Below are 15,495 nucleotides of genomic sequence, written 5' to 3'. Positions count from 1 at the left end.
GAAGGAGGGCGGCATACGCCGTTCTTCACGGGCTACCGCCCGCAGTTCTACTTCCGCACGACGGACGTGACGGGTGTTGCCCACCTGCCGGACGGCACGGAGATGGTGATGCCCGGAGACAATATCGAGATGACGGTGGAGTTGATCACGCCGATCGCCATGGATCGCGAGCAGCGCTTCGCCATCCGCGAGGGCGGTCGAACGGTCGGCTCCGGCGTCGTCACCGAGATCATCGAGTAGAAAAGAAGAACGCGACCGTCGCCAGAAGCGCCGGTCGCGGCACAGGTGCGTAGCACAACTGGTAGTGCACCGGACTCCAAATCCGGAGGTTGGGGGTTCAAGTCCCTCCGCACCTGCCAAGTTTCAAAACAGCTCGGGAAGGCGTGGAAGCAGTAGTGGAGATGAACCCGATGACCTGGGTCCAGAACGGGCGAAGCTACTTCGCCGACGTCCGGACCGAGTTCAACAAGATCACCTGGCCCGGCCAGCGCGAGTACGTAGGGGGAACGGTGGGCGTCGTCGTGATCGTCGCCTTCCTGACACTGGTCCTCGCCCTGATCGATGCCGGACTGACGAACGTGATGGAGCTGCTCCTCAACTGAGGATGACCGACCCATGGACAAGAAGTGGTACATCGTTCATACGTACTCGGGTCACGAGGCCAAGGCCAAGCGGTCGCTGCTGGAGCGTGCCCGCACGTCCGGTCACGAGGCGGAGATCGACGAGATCCTCATTCCCGAGGAGAACGTCGTCGAGGTCGTGAAGGGCAAGAAGCAGACCTCGAAGCGCAAGTTCTTCCCCGGCTACATCCTCGTCCACATGAATCTGACGGATGACACGTGGCATGTGGTGAAGGACACGCCGAAGGTGACGGGCTTCGTAGGGGGCGGAGAGCGCCCCGCCCCGATTCCGGACGAGGACGTGGCCAAGATGGCCGCACAGATGAAAGAGGGCGAGTCGAAGCCGAAGCCCAAGATCATTTTCGACGAGGGCGAGAGCGTACGGGTCGTCAACGGGCCGTTCGCAAACTTCTCGGGCTTCGTGGATGAGGTCCTTCCCGAGAAGGAGAAGGTCCGCGTGATGGTGCAGGTATTCGGTCGATCGACCCCGGTGACGCTCGACTACGTGAATGTGGAGAAGGCCTGACGGCCCATTTTTTCTCGCGGCGCACTCCGGTGCCCGCGAATGACGACGGGGAGGCCGCCTTCGAGGCGTTCGTTCGAACCCGCGCAAGTTGAGAGGAAATCCTGAATGGCAAAGAAGGTCATTGGACAGATCAAGCTCCAGTGCCCGGCGGGGCAGGCAAATCCGGCACCGCCGGTGGGGCCCGCCCTGGGCCAGCACGGCGTCAACATCATGGAGTTCTGCAAGGCGTTCAACGCGAGGACACAGGATCAGGCCGGCCTGATCATCCCCGCCCTGATCACCGTCTACGCCGACCGCTCCTTCACCTTCGAGCTGAAGACGCCGCCGGCGGCCGTGTTGCTGAAGAAGGCCGCCAAGCTCGAAAAGGGCTCTGGCGAGCCGAATCGGGAAAAGGTCGGGACGGTGACGCAGGCGCAGGTCGAGGAGATCGCCAAGACGAAGATGCCCGATCTCAATGCCCATACGATCGAGGCTGCGATGAACATCGTGGCGGGCACTGCCCGATCGATGGGGATCGAGGTGGAGGCCTGATCATGCCGAGACATAGCAAGCGCTACAACACGGCCGCGGACTCCCTCGAAGTCGAGAAGCTCTACGGGCTCGGCGATGGCATCGAGCTGCTCAAGGGCTGGCCTGCCGCCAAATTCGATGAAAGCGTGGATATCGCCCTCAACCTGGGCGTCGATCCCAAGCATTCGGACCAGATGGTGCGCGGAGCGATCGTTCTGCCCTACGGCACGGGCCGGGAAGTCCGGGTTCTGGTCTTCGCCAAAGGCGACAAGGAGACCGAGGCCACGGAGGCTGGCGCGGACTACGTGGGAGCCGACGAACTGGCCAAGAAGATCCAGGACGAAGGTTGGCTCGAGTTCGAGCGGGTGATCGCAACGCCGGACATGATGAGTGTGGTCGGGCGCCTCGGAAAGGTGCTAGGGCCTCGCGGGCTCATGCCGAACCCGAAGCTCGGTACCGTCACCCAGGACGTCGGACGTGCCGTGAGCGAGAACAAGGCCGGGAAGGTCGAATACCGGGTCGACAAGAACGGAATCATCCATTCTTCGATCGGAAAACGATCCTTCGACGCCGACAAGCTCCTGGCCAACGCCAGCGCGCTCATCGACGCGATCGTCAAGGCCAAGCCGGCGGCTTCGAAGGGCATCTATCTCAAGAAGATCTCGATCTCGACGACGATGGGCCCCGGTGTCCATATCGACCCGTCGTCCGTCGAGAAGGCCGCCTGAGCGGGCCCTGAGGAGACTGAACGTGCTCACCTACGCACAAAAACAAGAAGCCGTCGCCGAGCTCAAGGGCAAACTCGACAAGGCCAGCACCATCATCGTTGCGGATTATCGTGGCGTCGGTGTCATGTCCATCAACGGCCTGCGAAGCACGCTCCACACCGAAGGCAACGGGGATTACGAATACCACGTCGTCAAGAATTCGGTCCTGAGACGGGCTTCCGAAGGCGGTGCTGCCGAGGCGTTGTCCGATTTCTACGTCGGTCCGACCGCTGTCGCCATTTCCTATGGCGACCCGGTGGGCCTGGCCAAGGCGCTCGTCAACTACGCGGATGACAACGATGCCTTCGAGATCAAGGGCGGCCTCCTCGATGGTCGCGCAGTCGACACCGCCGAGATCGGCACGTTGGCGACCTTGCCCGGGCTCGACGAGCTTCGTGGCAAGCTCATCGGCCTGCTCCAGGCGCCGGCCCAGAAGATCGCGGCGGTCGTTGCGGCCCCCGCAACGCAGCTTGCGCGGGTGATGGACGCCCGCCGTTCCCAGCTCGAGGAGTCCGGCGGCGCCTGACGCGTCGCCTTTCTAACAGTCAACCCCTGCATAGGGCGGGAGGGTCCAAGGATCCGCTCGAACCGCCCGCAACATGGAAGGCAGAACCCCATGGCCGATCTGAACGCAATCGCAGACCAACTCTCCGAACTCACCGTCATGGAGGCCGCTGAGCTCTCCACGCTTCTCGAAGAGAAGTGGGGCGTCACTGCCGCGGCGCCCGTCGCCGTGGCCGCGGCGCCATGTGCAGCTGGTGGCGCCGCCGCCGAGGAGCAGACCGAGTTCGATGTCATCCTGATCTCTCAGGGCGACAAGAAGATCCAGGTCATCAAGGAGGTCCGCGCCATCACCGGCCTTGGCCTCAAGGAGGCCAAGGAACTCGTCGAGGGCGCGCCCAAGCCGATCAAGGAAGGCGTCGAGAAAGACGAGGCCCAGAAGATCAAAGAGCAGATCGAAGGTGCCGGCGGTCAGGCTGACATCAAGTAGCCGACCGGCTCCTGCCGGAAGCACCCGCTTCGCACGTGTTCAGGGTGCTTCCGCCGATCTTCGTCGTCCCGCATTGAACGCGCGCTCCACACTTCGTTTCCAACCGAGGTGACTACGTGGCCGAGATCCAGTTCTCTCAGAACGCACCCCGAGTCCGACGGGATTTTTCCAAGATCCCGCGGATCCTGGACATCCCGAACCTGATCGAGATCCAGAAGGAGTCGTTCGAAAAATTTCTGCAGACCCGGATCGAACCGGAGAAGCGGGAACGTGTCGGACTGCAGGCTGTTTTCCAGTCTGTCTTCCCGATCAAGGACTTCAATGACACCGCGTCCCTGGAGTTCGTGGCCTACACGCTCGAGGAGCCGAAATACGACGTGCAGGAGTGCCTCCAGCGGGGCATGACCTACGCGGCACCGTTCAAGGTCACCATCCGATTGGTGGCATGGGACGAAGCCGAAGGCTCCCAGACGATCCGTGACGTGAAGGAGCAGGAGGTCTACTTCGGGGAAATCCCGATCATGACCGACAACGGCACCTTCATCATCAACGGCACGGAGCGGGTGATCGTTTCCCAGCTCCATCGTTCGCCGGGAATCTTCTACGACACGAGCATTTCGACCACCGTCAGCGCGGCTGGCAAGAAGCTCTATTCCTGCCGGATCATTCCCTACCGCGGTTCCTGGCTCGACATCGAGTTCGATCACAAGGATCTCGTCTTCGCTCGGATCGATCGGCGTCGGAAGATCCTGGTCTCCGTTCTGCTGAAGGCCCTCGGCTACACCGAGGAAGAGCTGCTCGCCTACTTCTACAAGGCGGAGCAGATCAAGTTCGACGGCAAGAAGGTGATGAAGAAGGTCGATCCGGAGCTTCTGGTCGGCCAGCGCTGCACCCGGGAAGTCAAGGGCCCGGATGGCAAGGTGCTCGCGCGCAAGGATCGGAAGTTCACCGCCGCGAACGTGCGTCGCATCGTCGAGGCCAAGATCGACTGGATCCAGGTCGACATCAACGATCTGGTCCGCGAGGACGCCGTCAAGCGCGTCGCGCCGGTCGACGTCGTCGACGAAACCACGGGCGAGGTGGTTCTCGAATGCAACGAGGAGCTCACCGAGGCCGTTCTCGAGGATCTCCAAAGCCGCGGAATCAACGAGTTCCAGCTCCTCTACCTGGATCCGATTCTTTCCGGTTCCGCCATGCGGGACACGTTGCTCGGCGACAAGACCGTCACCCGGGAAGAGGCCATCATCGACATCTACCGGCGCTTGCGGCCGGGGGATCCGCCGACGCTCGATACGGCGACGAACCTCTTCCACAACCTGTTCTTCAATCCGGAGCGATACGACCTCTCGAAGGTCGGTCGGCTCAAGCTGAACTACAAGCTCGGCTTCGATCCGAAAGAGGAGACGGTCTACAAGCCGAAGGGCGACAAGGGCGGCGAGGAGCCGATCGAGCTCGGTGCGCTCCGGGTGCTGCGCAACGACGACATCCTGGCGGCGGTCAAGTATCTCGTCGATCTGAAGAACGGCTCGGATCCGGACAAGCGGGTGGACGATATCGACCACCTCGGCAACCGGCGCGTGCGGGTCGTCGGCGAGCTGCTCGAGAACCAGTACCGGATCGGTCTGGTGCGGATGGAGCGGGCGATCAAGGAGCGCATGTCGCTTCAAGAGATCGAGACGCTCATGCCCCACGATCTGATCAACTCCAAGCCGGTCTCGGCAGTGGTCAAGGAGTTCTTCGGTTCGAGCCAGCTCTCCCAGTTCATGGACCAGACGAATCCGCTCTCGGCGGTGACCCATAAGCGGCGCCTGTCGGCGCTCGGACCGGGCGGCCTGACCCGCGAGCGCGCGGGCTTCGAGGTTCGCGACGTCCATCCCACGCACTACGGGCGCATCTGCCCGATCGAGACTCCGGAAGGCCCGAACATCGGCCTGATCGCATCACTCTCGACCTACGCACGCGTGAACGAGTTGGGCTTCATCGAGACACCCTATCGATCGGTCGACGACAAGAAGGTGTCGAAGGAGGTTCAATTCCTCTCCGCACTGGAAGAAGAGCGGCTCTCGGTCGCGCAGGCGAACGCGCCGCTCGATACCGATGGCAAGTTCGAGAACGAAACCGTGATGGCCCGGAAGATGGGTGAATCCCAGATGATCCAGGCCGGCGATGTGGAGAGGATGGATGTCTCGCCGAACCAGCTGGTTTCGGTGGCAGCTTCCCTCATCCCGTTCCTCGAGAACGACGATGCGAACCGCGCACTCATGGGTTCGAACATGATGCGCCAGGCCGTCCCGCTGCTGCGCACGGATGCGCCGCTGGTGGGCACGGGCATGGAATCCGTCGTCGCACGGGATTCCGGTGTCACGGTCGTCGCCAAGCGAGACGGGAAGGTTGCCGCCGTCGACGCGGGCCGGATCGTGATTCGGCCCGACGAAGAGGACGAGAGCGCCCCCAACGTCGACATCATCAACCTGATCAAATACCAGCGCTCGAACCAGAACACGGCGATCAACCAGAAGCCGATCGTTCAGGTTGGCGACCGGGTGATGAGGGGCCAGGTGATTGCGGACGGCCCGGCGACGGAGCGCGGCGAGCTGGCGCTTGGCCGCAACGTGGTCGTCGCCTTCATGCCCTGGGGCGGATACAACTTCGAGGATTCGATCCTGATCTCCGAGAAGATGATCCAGGAGGATCTCTTCACTTCGGTTCACATCGAGGAGTTCGAGTGTGTCGCACGGGACACGAAGCTCGGCCGCGAAGAGATCACCCGGGATATCCCGAACGTGGGCGAAGAGGCACTACGCGATCTGGATGAATCCGGGATCGTGCGCATCGGTGCCGAGGTCAAATCCGACGACATCATGGTCGGCAAGATCACGCCGAAGGGAGAGACCCAGCTCAGTCCGGAAGAGAGGCTGTTGCGGGCGATCTTCGGCGAGAAGGCCGGGGATGTTCGCGATACCTCCTTGCGCGTGCCGCCGGGTGTTTCCGGAACGGTGATCGGGGCCCAGGTGTTCTCTCGCCGGGGTGTCGAGAAGGACGATCGCGCACGCTCGAACGAGGAGGCGGAGACCGATCGTCTGCGCAAGGACCAGGAAGACGAGATCAAGATCATCCGTGACAACGCGATGGGAAAGGTCCGGGAGATCCTGGCTGGCAAGAACGCTGCGAACCGGGTGGGAGACGAGCGCCGCCAGGAGGTCTGGATCGAGAACGGAGCGACGATCACCGACGAGTTGCTTGCCGGTGTTCCGGATCGCCGTTGGACGGATATCCAGGTCACGGACGGCTCGGCACAAGGCCGCGTCGATCGCATCTTTGCCAGCGTCGACGAGCAAGCCGGCGTGATCAAGGCGGTCTTCGATGAGAAGATTGCCCGCCTGAAGAAGGGCGACGAGCTCCCGCCGGGCGTGTTCAAGATGGTCAAGATCTATGTGGCCATCAAGCGCAAGCTCTCGGTCGGCGACAAGATGGCAGGTCGCCACGGCAACAAGGGCGTGATCTCGCGGATTCTTCCCGAGGAGGACATGCCCTTCCAGGCCAACGGCAAGCCGGTGGATATCGTGCTCAACCCGCTGGGCGTGCCTTCGCGCATGAACATCGGGCAGGTGCTCGAGACCCATCTTGGTTGGGCAGCACACGGGCTGGGCGACCAGGTCAACGAGCTGATCGAGCAGCATGCGGGTGTCGAGGTCCTTCGAGCGAAGCTCAAGGAGATCTACGACGACGAGAACATCTCGAGGGTGCTGGATTCGGCGACCGAGCATGCGATCAAATCGCTCTCGATGAACGTCCGCCGGGGTATCCACGTTGCGTCGGCGGTCTTCGATGGAGCCAGAGAGGAAGAGATCAAGGGCGAACTCACCCGGGCGGGTCAACCGGCCTCGGGTCAGACGGTTCTCTTCGACGGCCGCTCCGGCGACCCCTTCGATAGCGATGTGACCGTTGGCGTCCTCTACATGCTGAAGCTCCACCACCTGGCGGATGACAAGATCCACGCTCGGAGCATCGGACCGTACAGTCTGGTGACCCAGCAGCCTCTCGGCGGCAAGGCCCAATTCGGTGGCCAGCGGCTCGGCGAGATGGAGGTCTGGGCCATGGAAGCCTACGGCGCCGCCTTCAGCCTGCAGGAGTTCCTCACCGTCAAATCGGACGACGTACTCGGCAGGACCCGAATGTACGAGTCGATCGTGAAGGGTGAGAACCAGCTCGAGCCGGGCCTTCCCGAGGCGTTCAAGGTCATCGTGAAGGAGATGCAGGCCCTTGGCCTGAACGTCGAGCTCGTCGAAGACAAATCCCAGTAGCCAAAGGCCTCCGGGGTCATTTCAATTCCACTGCTCTGCTTTTCCCATGAACCATGGGGAGGAACGAATGCGCGATCTCTACAACCTCTTCGAGAAGCCCAAAGACCCGCTCGCGTTCAACGCGATCCGGATTTCGCTCGCAGCGCCGGAGCAGATCCGGGAGTGGTCATTCGGTGAGGTGAAGAAGCCGGAGACGATCAACTACCGGACGTTCAAGCCGGAGAGGGATGGTCTCTTCTGCGCGAAGATCTTCGGCCCGGTCAAGGACTACGAGTGCAACTGCGGCAAGTACAAGCGCATGAAGCATCGGGGCGTCGTTTGTGAGAAGTGCGGTGTCGAGGTCATCCAGTCGAAGGTGCGCCGTGAGCGGATGGGCCACATCCCCCTCGCCACGCCCGTTGCCCACATCTGGTTCCTGAAGTCGCTGCCTTCGCGGATCGGAAACATCATGGAGATCACCCTGCGTGATCTCGAGAAGGTCCTCTACTTCGAGGCCTACATGGTGATCGATCCCGGAGACACTGATCTGGTGGAGTGCGAGCTGCTGAATGAAGAGCAGCTCGCTGAGGCCAAGGAGCAGTACGGCCGGGATGCCTTCGAGTACGGCATCGGCGCCGAGGCTGTGCGCGAGCACCTCGGCAACCTCGATGTGGAAGATCTCTGCAAGGTGCTTCGCGCCGAGATGAAGGAAGCCACCAGCGAGGCCAAGCGCAAGAAGCTCGCCAAGCGCCTCAAGGTGCTCGATGCCTTCCGCGAATCGGGCAACAGCCCCCAGTTCATGATCCTCGAGGTGGTTCCGGTCATTCCTCCGGATCTCCGGCCTCTCGTGCCGCTGGATGGTGGACGCTTTGCGACCAGCGATCTGAACGATCTCTATCGGCGGGTGATCAACCGCAACAACCGCCTCAAGCGGCTCAAGGAGCTGAACGCGCCGGAGGTCATCATCCGGAACGAGAAGCGGATGCTGCAGGAGGCCGTCGACGCTCTCTTCGACAACGGTCGACGCGGGCGAGTCATCACGGGCCCGAGCAAGCGGCCGCTGAAGTCGCTCTCCGACATGCTGAAGGGCAAGTCCGGGCGCTTCCGCCAGAACCTTCTCGGCAAGCGGGTCGACTATTCCGGTCGTTCCGTGATCGTTGCGGGCCCGGAGCTGCGGCTCCATCAGTGCGGTCTGCCCTCGCGCATGGCCCTCGAGCTCTTCAAGCCCTTCATCTACTCGAAGCTCGAGCAGCGAGGACACGTCACCACCATCAAGGCTGCCAAGAAGATGGTGGAGCGCGAGCGGGATGAGGTCTGGGACATCCTGGCGGAGGTGATCCAGGAGCATCCGGTGATCCTCAACCGGGCGCCTACCCTGCATCGCCTCGGCATGCAGGCCTTCGAGCCGGTGCTGATCGATGGCAAGGCCATCCAGCTCCATCCCCTCGTCTGCAAGGCCTTCAACGCGGATTTCGACGGCGACCAGATGGCGGTCCACGTGCCGCTCTCGGTCGAGGCCCAGATCGAGGCCCGGGTCTTGATGATGTCGACGAATAACATCCTCAGCCCCGCGACTGGCCGCCCGATCATCGATCCCTCCCAGGACATCGTGCTCGGGTGCTACTACATGACTCGCGAGCGGCCGGGTGTGCTCGGCGAAGGACTGGTCTTCTCGAGTTCCGACGAGGTGCGTGTCGCCTACGATGCGGGCGAACTCGATATCCATGCGGGTATCAAGGTTCGTCTCGAGGGCGAGGTCGTCGAGACGACGACTGGCCGCATCCTCCTCAAGGAAATCGTTCCAGACGACATTCCCTACTCCATCATCAACCAGGTGATGGACAAGAAGGCCCTGGGCGAGTTGATCGACCAGGCCTATCGGCGGCTTGGCAACAAGGCCACCGTGCTCCTGGCGGATCGTCTGCGAACTCTCGGCTACACCAACGCGACGAAGGCCGGCATCTCGATCTGCGTCGACGATATGACTGTACCGCCGGACAAGGAGCGCTTCATCGACGATGCGGAAGGTGAAGTGCGCGAGGTCGAGAGCCAGTACCTCGACGGTCTGATCAGCGACGGAGAGCGTTACAACAAGGTGATCGATATCTGGGCCGAAGCGACCGAGAAGATCGCGGGCCAGCTGCTCGAAAACCTGGGCCTCGATTCGGTGAAGGATTCCGAAGGAGAGGACGTCCGCGTTCCGAGTTTCAATTCCATCTTCATGATGGCTGACTCGGGTGCCCGGGGTTCCGCTCAGCAGATCCGGCAGTTGGCCGGAATGCGGGGCCTGATGGCCAAACCCTCTGGCGAGATCATCGAAACCCCGATCACCTCGAACTTCCGCGAGGGGCTCTCGGTGGCCCAGTACTTCATCTCCACCCATGGTGCCCGGAAGGGCCTGGCGGATACGGCTCTCAAGACGGCCAACTCCGGCTATCTGACGCGTCGCCTGGTCGACGTCGCCCAGGACGTGATCGTCCGGGATGAAGATTGCGGTACCGAGCACGGCATCGAGATGCACCCGCTCGTCGAGGGTGGTGACATCATCGAGGGAATCGGCGAGCGCATTCTCGGGCGCGTCACACTCAATGACGTGATCGACCCGGTGACTGGCGAGGTTCTCGTTCCGGCATCGTCGGAGCTCACGGAGGAGCGGGTTCAGACCATCGAAGACGCCGGGATCGAGCGTGTGATGATTCGTTCGGTGCTCACCTGTCGGGTGCCGCGCGGCGTCTGCGTTCTGTGTTACGGCCGGGATCTGTCTCGCGGTGAGATGGTGAACCTCGGCGAGGCCGTCGGCGTGATCGCGGCCCAGTCGATTGGAGAGCCCGGTACACAGTTGACGATGCGGACCTTCCATATCGGTGGTGCGGCGACGCGGCGTGCGGAGCAGAGCCATCACGAGTCGGGCAGCGAAGGTGAAGCCCGTTTCTCGAACCTGCGCACGGTGCGGGATCGGGATGGCCGCCTGATTGCCATGAACCGCAACGGCGAGATCGGGATCTTCGATGTCTCCGGACGGGAGCGTGAGCGCTACCCGGTGGTCTACGGCGCTCATCTCCAGATCGAGGATGGCCAGAAGGTCAGCGCGGGAACGATCCTCTGCCAATGGGATCCATTCGCAAATCCCATTCTCACCGAGGCCAACGGCACGGTGGCCTTCGGCGACATCGTCGAGGGAAGCACCATGCAAGAGCAGGTGGACGAGTTCACCGGGCTCTCCTCCAAGGTGATCACCGAATCGAAGGATCCCGACATGCGGCCGCGCATTTCGGTGAAGGGCGCGGACGGCGAGACGGCCTATCAGGCCCTGCTTCCGGTGGGCGCCTACGTGTCGGTGAGCGAGGGGCAGGAGCTTGCTGCCGGCGACAGTGTGGCCATGATTCCGCGCGAGAAGAGCAAGACGAAGGACATCACCGGCGGCCTCCCGCGGGTGGCCGAGCTCTTCGAGGCCCGCAAGCCGAAGGAATGCGCGATCGTCACGGAGATCGACGGGTTGGTCTCCTTCGGGCCCGATTCGCGCGGCAAGCGGCGGGTGATCGTCACCCCCGAGGATGGCGGCGAGGCCCGCGAGTATCTGATCCCGAAGGGCAAGCACATCAGCGTGCACGAAGCCGACCGGGTGCTCGCTGGCGAGCCGCTGATGGACGGTTCGCCGAACCCCCATGACATCCTGCGCATCGAAGGCGATCGGGAGCTCTCGAAGTGGATGGTCGATGAGGTTCAGGAGGTCTATCGCCTTCAGGGTGTGAAGATCAACGACAAGCACATCGAGATCATCATCCGCCAGATGACCCGCAAGCTTCGGGTGCTGGATGTGGGCGACACGGATTTCCTGGTCGGTGAGCACGTCGAGCGCCGCGCCTTCGCGGCGGCCAACGAGCGGATGGAGGCCGAGGGCAAGGAGCTGGCGGTGGCGGAGGCGCTGCTGCTGGGGATCACCAAGGCGTCGCTTTCGACGGAGTCGTTCATTTCCGCAGCCTCCTTCCAGGAGACGACCAAGGTGCTCACGGAGGCGGCCATCTGGGGCAAGACCGACAACCTGCACGGGCTCAAGGAGAACGTGATCATGGGTCGGCTGGTTCCGGCCGGAACCGGGCTGTCGCGGTACAAGAACATCGGGATCCAGGTCGAGGGACAGGAAGAGGACGAAGCCGAGCCGCTCGCGGTCGGCGGGCTGGTCGAGACGTCGACGGCCGATACCGTCACCCTCGCACCCGAGGCACCGGTGGAAGGAGAGACCGCTCCCTCGGCGTAGTCCCCCTGGGGTACAAGGCGCCGTTTCCTTATTTTTTTGGCGGGGGTTTTCAGGCCCGCAATCGGCCTCGAAGCGGGGTCAGCGCTGCGTTGACAGGGCCCGCAAGCCCGTTAAGATGCTGCGGTTTCCAGGTCTGCGAGGGCATGCCACCTACGGCCGCCTCGTCAGCGAGAAGAGTTCCCGAGCGTGCCGCTCCGGTCTTCTCGCGGGCGGAGGGTGTCGCCGCAAGGGGCGCTCCGTCTTTTTTTGGCACTTCCAGGAAGTCGTCTTCCAGACCAACGAACCCTACGCATCCGGGGCCTGGCGCCCGGCAGATGCGGAGATTCAATGCCGACCGTACAACAGCTCATCCGCAAGGGCCGCTCCCGCAAACCGAAGCTCTCGAAGGCTCCGGACCTGCAGGCGTGTCCCCAGCGACGTGGTGTTTGCATCCGCGTCTTCACGGCCACGCCCAAGAAGCCGAACTCGGCCTTGCGCAAGGTTGCTCGGGTGCGTCTGACGAACGGGCGCGAGATCAACGCTTACATCCCCGGGGTCGGTCATACGCTCCAGGAGCACTCGGTCGTGCTCGTGCGTGGTGGACGAGTGAGGGATCTTCCCGGCGTCCGTTATCACATCGTGCGCGGAACACTGGATTCCACCGGTGTGGCCGACAGGAACCAGAGCCGCTCCAAGTACGGCGCCAAACGACCCAAGTAGGAACACACGCGGTGATCGGGATCTCCCCATCACCGCGACCCATTCGAGGAACGCATGCCGCGACGCCGAGAAGTCCCCAAGCGCGAAGTCTTGCCCGATCCGAAGTACGCGGATCAGATGGTGACGCGCTTCATGAACATCATCATGCTCGATGGGAAGAAGAGCACCGCAGAGCGCATTCTCTACGGTGCCTTCGACGAGATCGAGCAGAAGACCCGCAATGATCCGTTGGCGATGTTCCGCCGTGCTCTCGACAATGTGCGGCCCCGCGTCGAGGTGAAATCTCGACGGGTCGGCGGCGCGACGTATCAGGTGCCGATCGAAGTTCGCCCGGAGCGGGCGACTTCCCTCGCGATGCGCTGGCTGGTCGGCTCAGCGCGCTCTCGCGGCGGCAAGAGCATGAAAGACAAGCTCGCCAACGAGCTGATCGATGCCGCCAATGAGCAGGGCGAAGCTGTGAAGCGGCGCGAAGACACCCATCGAATGGCGGATGCCAACAAGGCCTTCTCGCACTACCGCTGGTAGGCGAGCCGAAAAGCGGAACTTCCGCACCGGAAACGGCGCAAAGCGCAGTAGCGCGAGTCGAAACATGACCCGGACCACCACACCTCTAGAGCGCACGCGCAATCTCGGCATCATGGCGCATATCGATGCCGGGAAGACGACGACGACTGAGCGCATCCTCTACTACACGGGTGTGAACTACAAGATGGGCGAAGTCCACGATGGCGCCGCCACGATGGACTGGATGGAGCAGGAGCAAGAACGGGGGATCACGATCACCTCGGCGGCCACGACCTGCTTCTGGAAGGATCACCGCATCAACATCATCGACACACCGGGCCACGTGGATTTCACGGTCGAGGTCGAGCGCTCGCTGCGCGTCCTCGATGGTGCGGTCGCGGTGTTCTGTGGCGTTGGTGGCGTCGAGCCGCAATCGGAGACGGTCTGGCGCCAGGCGGATCGCTACGGCGTGCCGCGGATCGCCTTCGTGAACAAGATGGATCGCGTCGGTGCGGATTACACCCGCGTGTTGGAAATGATTCGCGAGCGCCTCGGCGCCAACCCGATCGCCATTCAGCTGCCGATCGGCGAGGCAGACGGTTTCCGCGGCGTGGTCGATCTGGTCCGCGAGAAGGCTCTGGTCTGGGACGGCACGGAACTCGGAGCCACCTTCCACGAGGAGCCGATTCCCGAGGAGCTGCAATCCGATGCCGCCGATCATCGCGAGAAGGTGATCGAGGCGGCGGCGGACGTGGACGACGACCTGATGGCCCGCTATCTGGACGGTGCCGAGATTCCGGTCGAATCCATCGTCAAGGCCCTGCGCGAGGCCACTCTTTCGCTTCGGATCGTGCCGGTGCTCTGCGGCTCGTCATTCCGGAACAAAGGCGTGCAGCCCCTCCTCGATGCCGCAATCGATCTGCTCCCGTCCCCCTTGGATGTACCGCCGGTCGAGGGATCGCTCCCCGGCAAGGACAAGAAGGTCACCCGCAACGCCGATCTGACCGAGCCTTTCTCGGCCCTGGCGTTCAAGATCGCCAACGACAAGCACGTCGGGCATCTGACCTATATCCGCGTCTACTCCGGGCGGGCGAAGACCGGCGACCAGATCCTGAATGCGGCTACGGGCAAGAAGGAGCGCATCGGGCGCCTTCTCCAGATGCATGCGAACAAGCGGGAAGAGATCCCCGAGGTGGCCGCCGGTGATATCGCTGCCGTGGTGGGGCTGAAGGGTGTTGCCACAGGCCAGACGCTCTGTCATCCGCAGAATCCGATCCTGCTCGAGACGATCGATTTCCCGGAGCCGGTCATTTCGATCGCCGTGGAGGCCAAGACCCAGGCGGATATGGACAAGCTGGCGACCTCGCTGGATCGACTGGCCGCCGAGGACCCGACCTTCCAGGTAACCACCGACGAGGAGACGGGCCAGACCCTGATCGCGGGCATGGGCGAACTGCATCTCGACATCATCACCGATCGGCTCGTCCGCGAGTTCGGTGTGAGTGCGAACGTGGGCCGCCCGCAGGTCGCCTACAAAGAGACGGTCACGAAGTCGACCATCGCCGAAAGCCGCTACATCAAGCAGACCGGCGGCTCCGGCGCCTTCGCGGTCGTGAAGCTCGAGCTCAGCCCGGGCGAGAGCGGCAGTGGATTCACTTTCGAGAACGCCATCAAGGGCGGCGCCATTCCGAAGGAGTTCATCAAGCCGGTGCAGGCCGGCTGCGAAGAGGCCTGCACGGCAGGCGAGCTGGCGGGCTTTCCGGTCGTCGACGTGAAGGTGAAATTGCTCGACGGCCAGGCCCATGACGTCGATTCTTCGGAGCGCTCGTTCAAGATCGCCGGCTCGATCGCGACGCGGGAAGCCTTGCGCACCGCGGGCTCGGTACTCCTCGAGCCGATGATGGCCGTGGAAGTCGTCACGCCGGAAGAGCACGTGGGCCCGGTGCAGGGTGACTTGAACAGTCGACGCGGCCAGATCACCGGTCTCGAGATCCAGGCGAATGCCCAGGTCGTTCGCGCAGAGGTGCCCCTGGCCCAGATGTTTGGATACGTGAACACGCTCCGCTCGATGACCCAGGGGCGCGCGACGTACACGATGCAGTTCGCCAACTATGCAGAGGTACCGCCGGCCGTCGCCGGCGGGATCGTGAAGATCTACTGACCCTTTGGGCGAAAACGCCCAGGAGACGGAGTGAACGATGGCCAAGGAGAAGTTCGAACGCAACAAGCCCCACGTCAACGTGGGGACGATCGGGCATGTGGACCATGGGAAGACGACGCTGACGGCGGCGATCACGGCGCGACAAGCGCATAAGGGTCTTGCCGAGCCGGTGGCGT

13 protein-coding genes and 1 tRNA gene are annotated in these 15,495 nt (G+C 62.9%); all 14 read left to right on the top strand.

Going from position 1 to position 15,495, the window contains the following annotated elements:
* Nucleotides 1–240 (top strand): elongation factor Tu (gene tuf / locus GY937_08335; GenBank protein ID MCP5056720.1); only part of this gene is annotated, 240 nt, incomplete at its 5' end.
* Between the two features lie 43 nt (nucleotides 241–283).
* Nucleotides 284–359, top strand: a tRNA-Trp gene (locus tag GY937_08330).
* A gap of 51 nt (nucleotides 360–410) precedes the next feature.
* Nucleotides 411–602 (top strand): preprotein translocase subunit SecE, encoded by a 192-nt coding sequence (gene secE / locus GY937_08325; protein MCP5056719.1) that lies wholly within the window; start codon nucleotides 411–413, stop codon nucleotides 600–602.
* Nucleotides 603–615: 13 nt separating this feature from the next.
* Nucleotides 616–1,146 (top strand): transcription termination/antitermination factor NusG, encoded by a 531-nt coding sequence (nusG, locus tag GY937_08320; GenBank protein MCP5056718.1) that lies wholly within the window; start codon nucleotides 616–618, stop codon nucleotides 1,144–1,146.
* Nucleotides 1,147–1,251: 105 nt separating this feature from the next.
* Nucleotides 1,252–1,677, top strand: coding sequence for a 50S ribosomal protein L11 (gene rplK / locus GY937_08315; GenBank protein MCP5056717.1), 426 nt, complete (start codon nucleotides 1,252–1,254; stop codon nucleotides 1,675–1,677).
* 2 nt (nucleotides 1,678–1,679) lie between these two features.
* Nucleotides 1,680–2,384: a 50S ribosomal protein L1 gene (locus GY937_08310; GenBank protein ID MCP5056716.1), complete on the top strand. Its 705-nt coding sequence runs from the start codon at nucleotides 1,680–1,682 to the stop codon at nucleotides 2,382–2,384.
* Nucleotides 2,385–2,406: 22 nt separating this feature from the next.
* Nucleotides 2,407–2,949: a 50S ribosomal protein L10 gene (gene rplJ, locus GY937_08305; protein MCP5056715.1), complete on the top strand. Its 543-nt coding sequence runs from the start codon at nucleotides 2,407–2,409 to the stop codon at nucleotides 2,947–2,949.
* Between the two features lie 90 nt (nucleotides 2,950–3,039).
* Nucleotides 3,040–3,414, top strand: a complete 375-nt coding sequence (gene rplL / locus GY937_08300; GenBank protein ID MCP5056714.1) for a 50S ribosomal protein L7/L12 — start codon at nucleotides 3,040–3,042, stop codon at nucleotides 3,412–3,414.
* A 125-nt stretch (nucleotides 3,415–3,539) separates the two neighbouring features.
* On the top strand, nucleotides 3,540–7,718 hold the full coding sequence (gene rpoB, locus GY937_08295; protein ID MCP5056713.1) for a DNA-directed RNA polymerase subunit beta: 4,179 nt from the start codon (nucleotides 3,540–3,542) through the stop codon (nucleotides 7,716–7,718).
* A gap of 67 nt (nucleotides 7,719–7,785) precedes the next feature.
* A complete protein-coding gene (gene rpoC / locus GY937_08290; protein MCP5056712.1) occupies nucleotides 7,786–11,955 on the top strand; it encodes a DNA-directed RNA polymerase subunit beta' in 4,170 nt (1,389 codons plus the stop codon).
* 327 nt (nucleotides 11,956–12,282) lie between these two features.
* Nucleotides 12,283–12,654, top strand: a complete 372-nt coding sequence (locus tag GY937_08285) for a 30S ribosomal protein S12 (protein MCP5056711.1) — start codon at nucleotides 12,283–12,285, stop codon at nucleotides 12,652–12,654.
* Nucleotides 12,655–12,708: 54 nt separating this feature from the next.
* On the top strand, nucleotides 12,709–13,179 hold the full coding sequence (gene rpsG, locus GY937_08280; protein ID MCP5056710.1) for a 30S ribosomal protein S7: 471 nt from the start codon (nucleotides 12,709–12,711) through the stop codon (nucleotides 13,177–13,179).
* Between the two features lie 64 nt (nucleotides 13,180–13,243).
* On the top strand, nucleotides 13,244–15,319 hold the full coding sequence (gene fusA / locus GY937_08275; protein MCP5056709.1) for an elongation factor G: 2,076 nt from the start codon (nucleotides 13,244–13,246) through the stop codon (nucleotides 15,317–15,319).
* A 37-nt stretch (nucleotides 15,320–15,356) separates the two neighbouring features.
* On the top strand, nucleotides 15,357–15,495 hold a 139-nt coding region (gene tuf, locus GY937_08270), incomplete at its 3' end, for an elongation factor Tu (GenBank protein ID MCP5056708.1).

The sequence above is a fragment of the bacterium genome, assembly GCA_024228115.1.
Lineage (GTDB): Bacteria > Myxococcota_A > UBA9160 > UBA9160 > UBA6930.
The sequence above is the reverse complement of the archived record's forward strand: the minus strand, read 5'-3'. Positions and strand labels throughout refer to the sequence as shown.

What these genes read in the sequence shown, in the direction of transcription:
- rplL (MCP5056714.1), top strand. Translation starts at nt 3,040, where the DNA reads ATGGCCGATCTGAACGCAATCGCAGACCAACTCTCCGAACTCACCGTC.
- rpsG (MCP5056710.1), top strand. Translation starts at nt 12,709, where the DNA reads ATGCCGCGACGCCGAGAAGTCCCCAAGCGCGAAGTCTTGCCCGATCCG.
- fusA (MCP5056709.1), top strand. Translation starts at nt 13,244, where the DNA reads ATGACCCGGACCACCACACCTCTAGAGCGCACGCGCAATCTCGGCATC.
- GY937_08285 (MCP5056711.1), top strand. Translation starts at nt 12,283, where the DNA reads ATGCCGACCGTACAACAGCTCATCCGCAAGGGCCGCTCCCGCAAACCG.
- rplK (MCP5056717.1), top strand. Translation starts at nt 1,252, where the DNA reads ATGGCAAAGAAGGTCATTGGACAGATCAAGCTCCAGTGCCCGGCGGGG.
- GY937_08310 (MCP5056716.1), top strand. Translation starts at nt 1,680, where the DNA reads ATGCCGAGACATAGCAAGCGCTACAACACGGCCGCGGACTCCCTCGAA.
- nusG (MCP5056718.1), top strand. Translation starts at nt 616, where the DNA reads ATGGACAAGAAGTGGTACATCGTTCATACGTACTCGGGTCACGAGGCC.
- secE (MCP5056719.1), top strand. Translation starts at nt 411, where the DNA reads ATGACCTGGGTCCAGAACGGGCGAAGCTACTTCGCCGACGTCCGGACC.
- rpoC (MCP5056712.1), top strand. Translation starts at nt 7,786, where the DNA reads ATGCGCGATCTCTACAACCTCTTCGAGAAGCCCAAAGACCCGCTCGCG.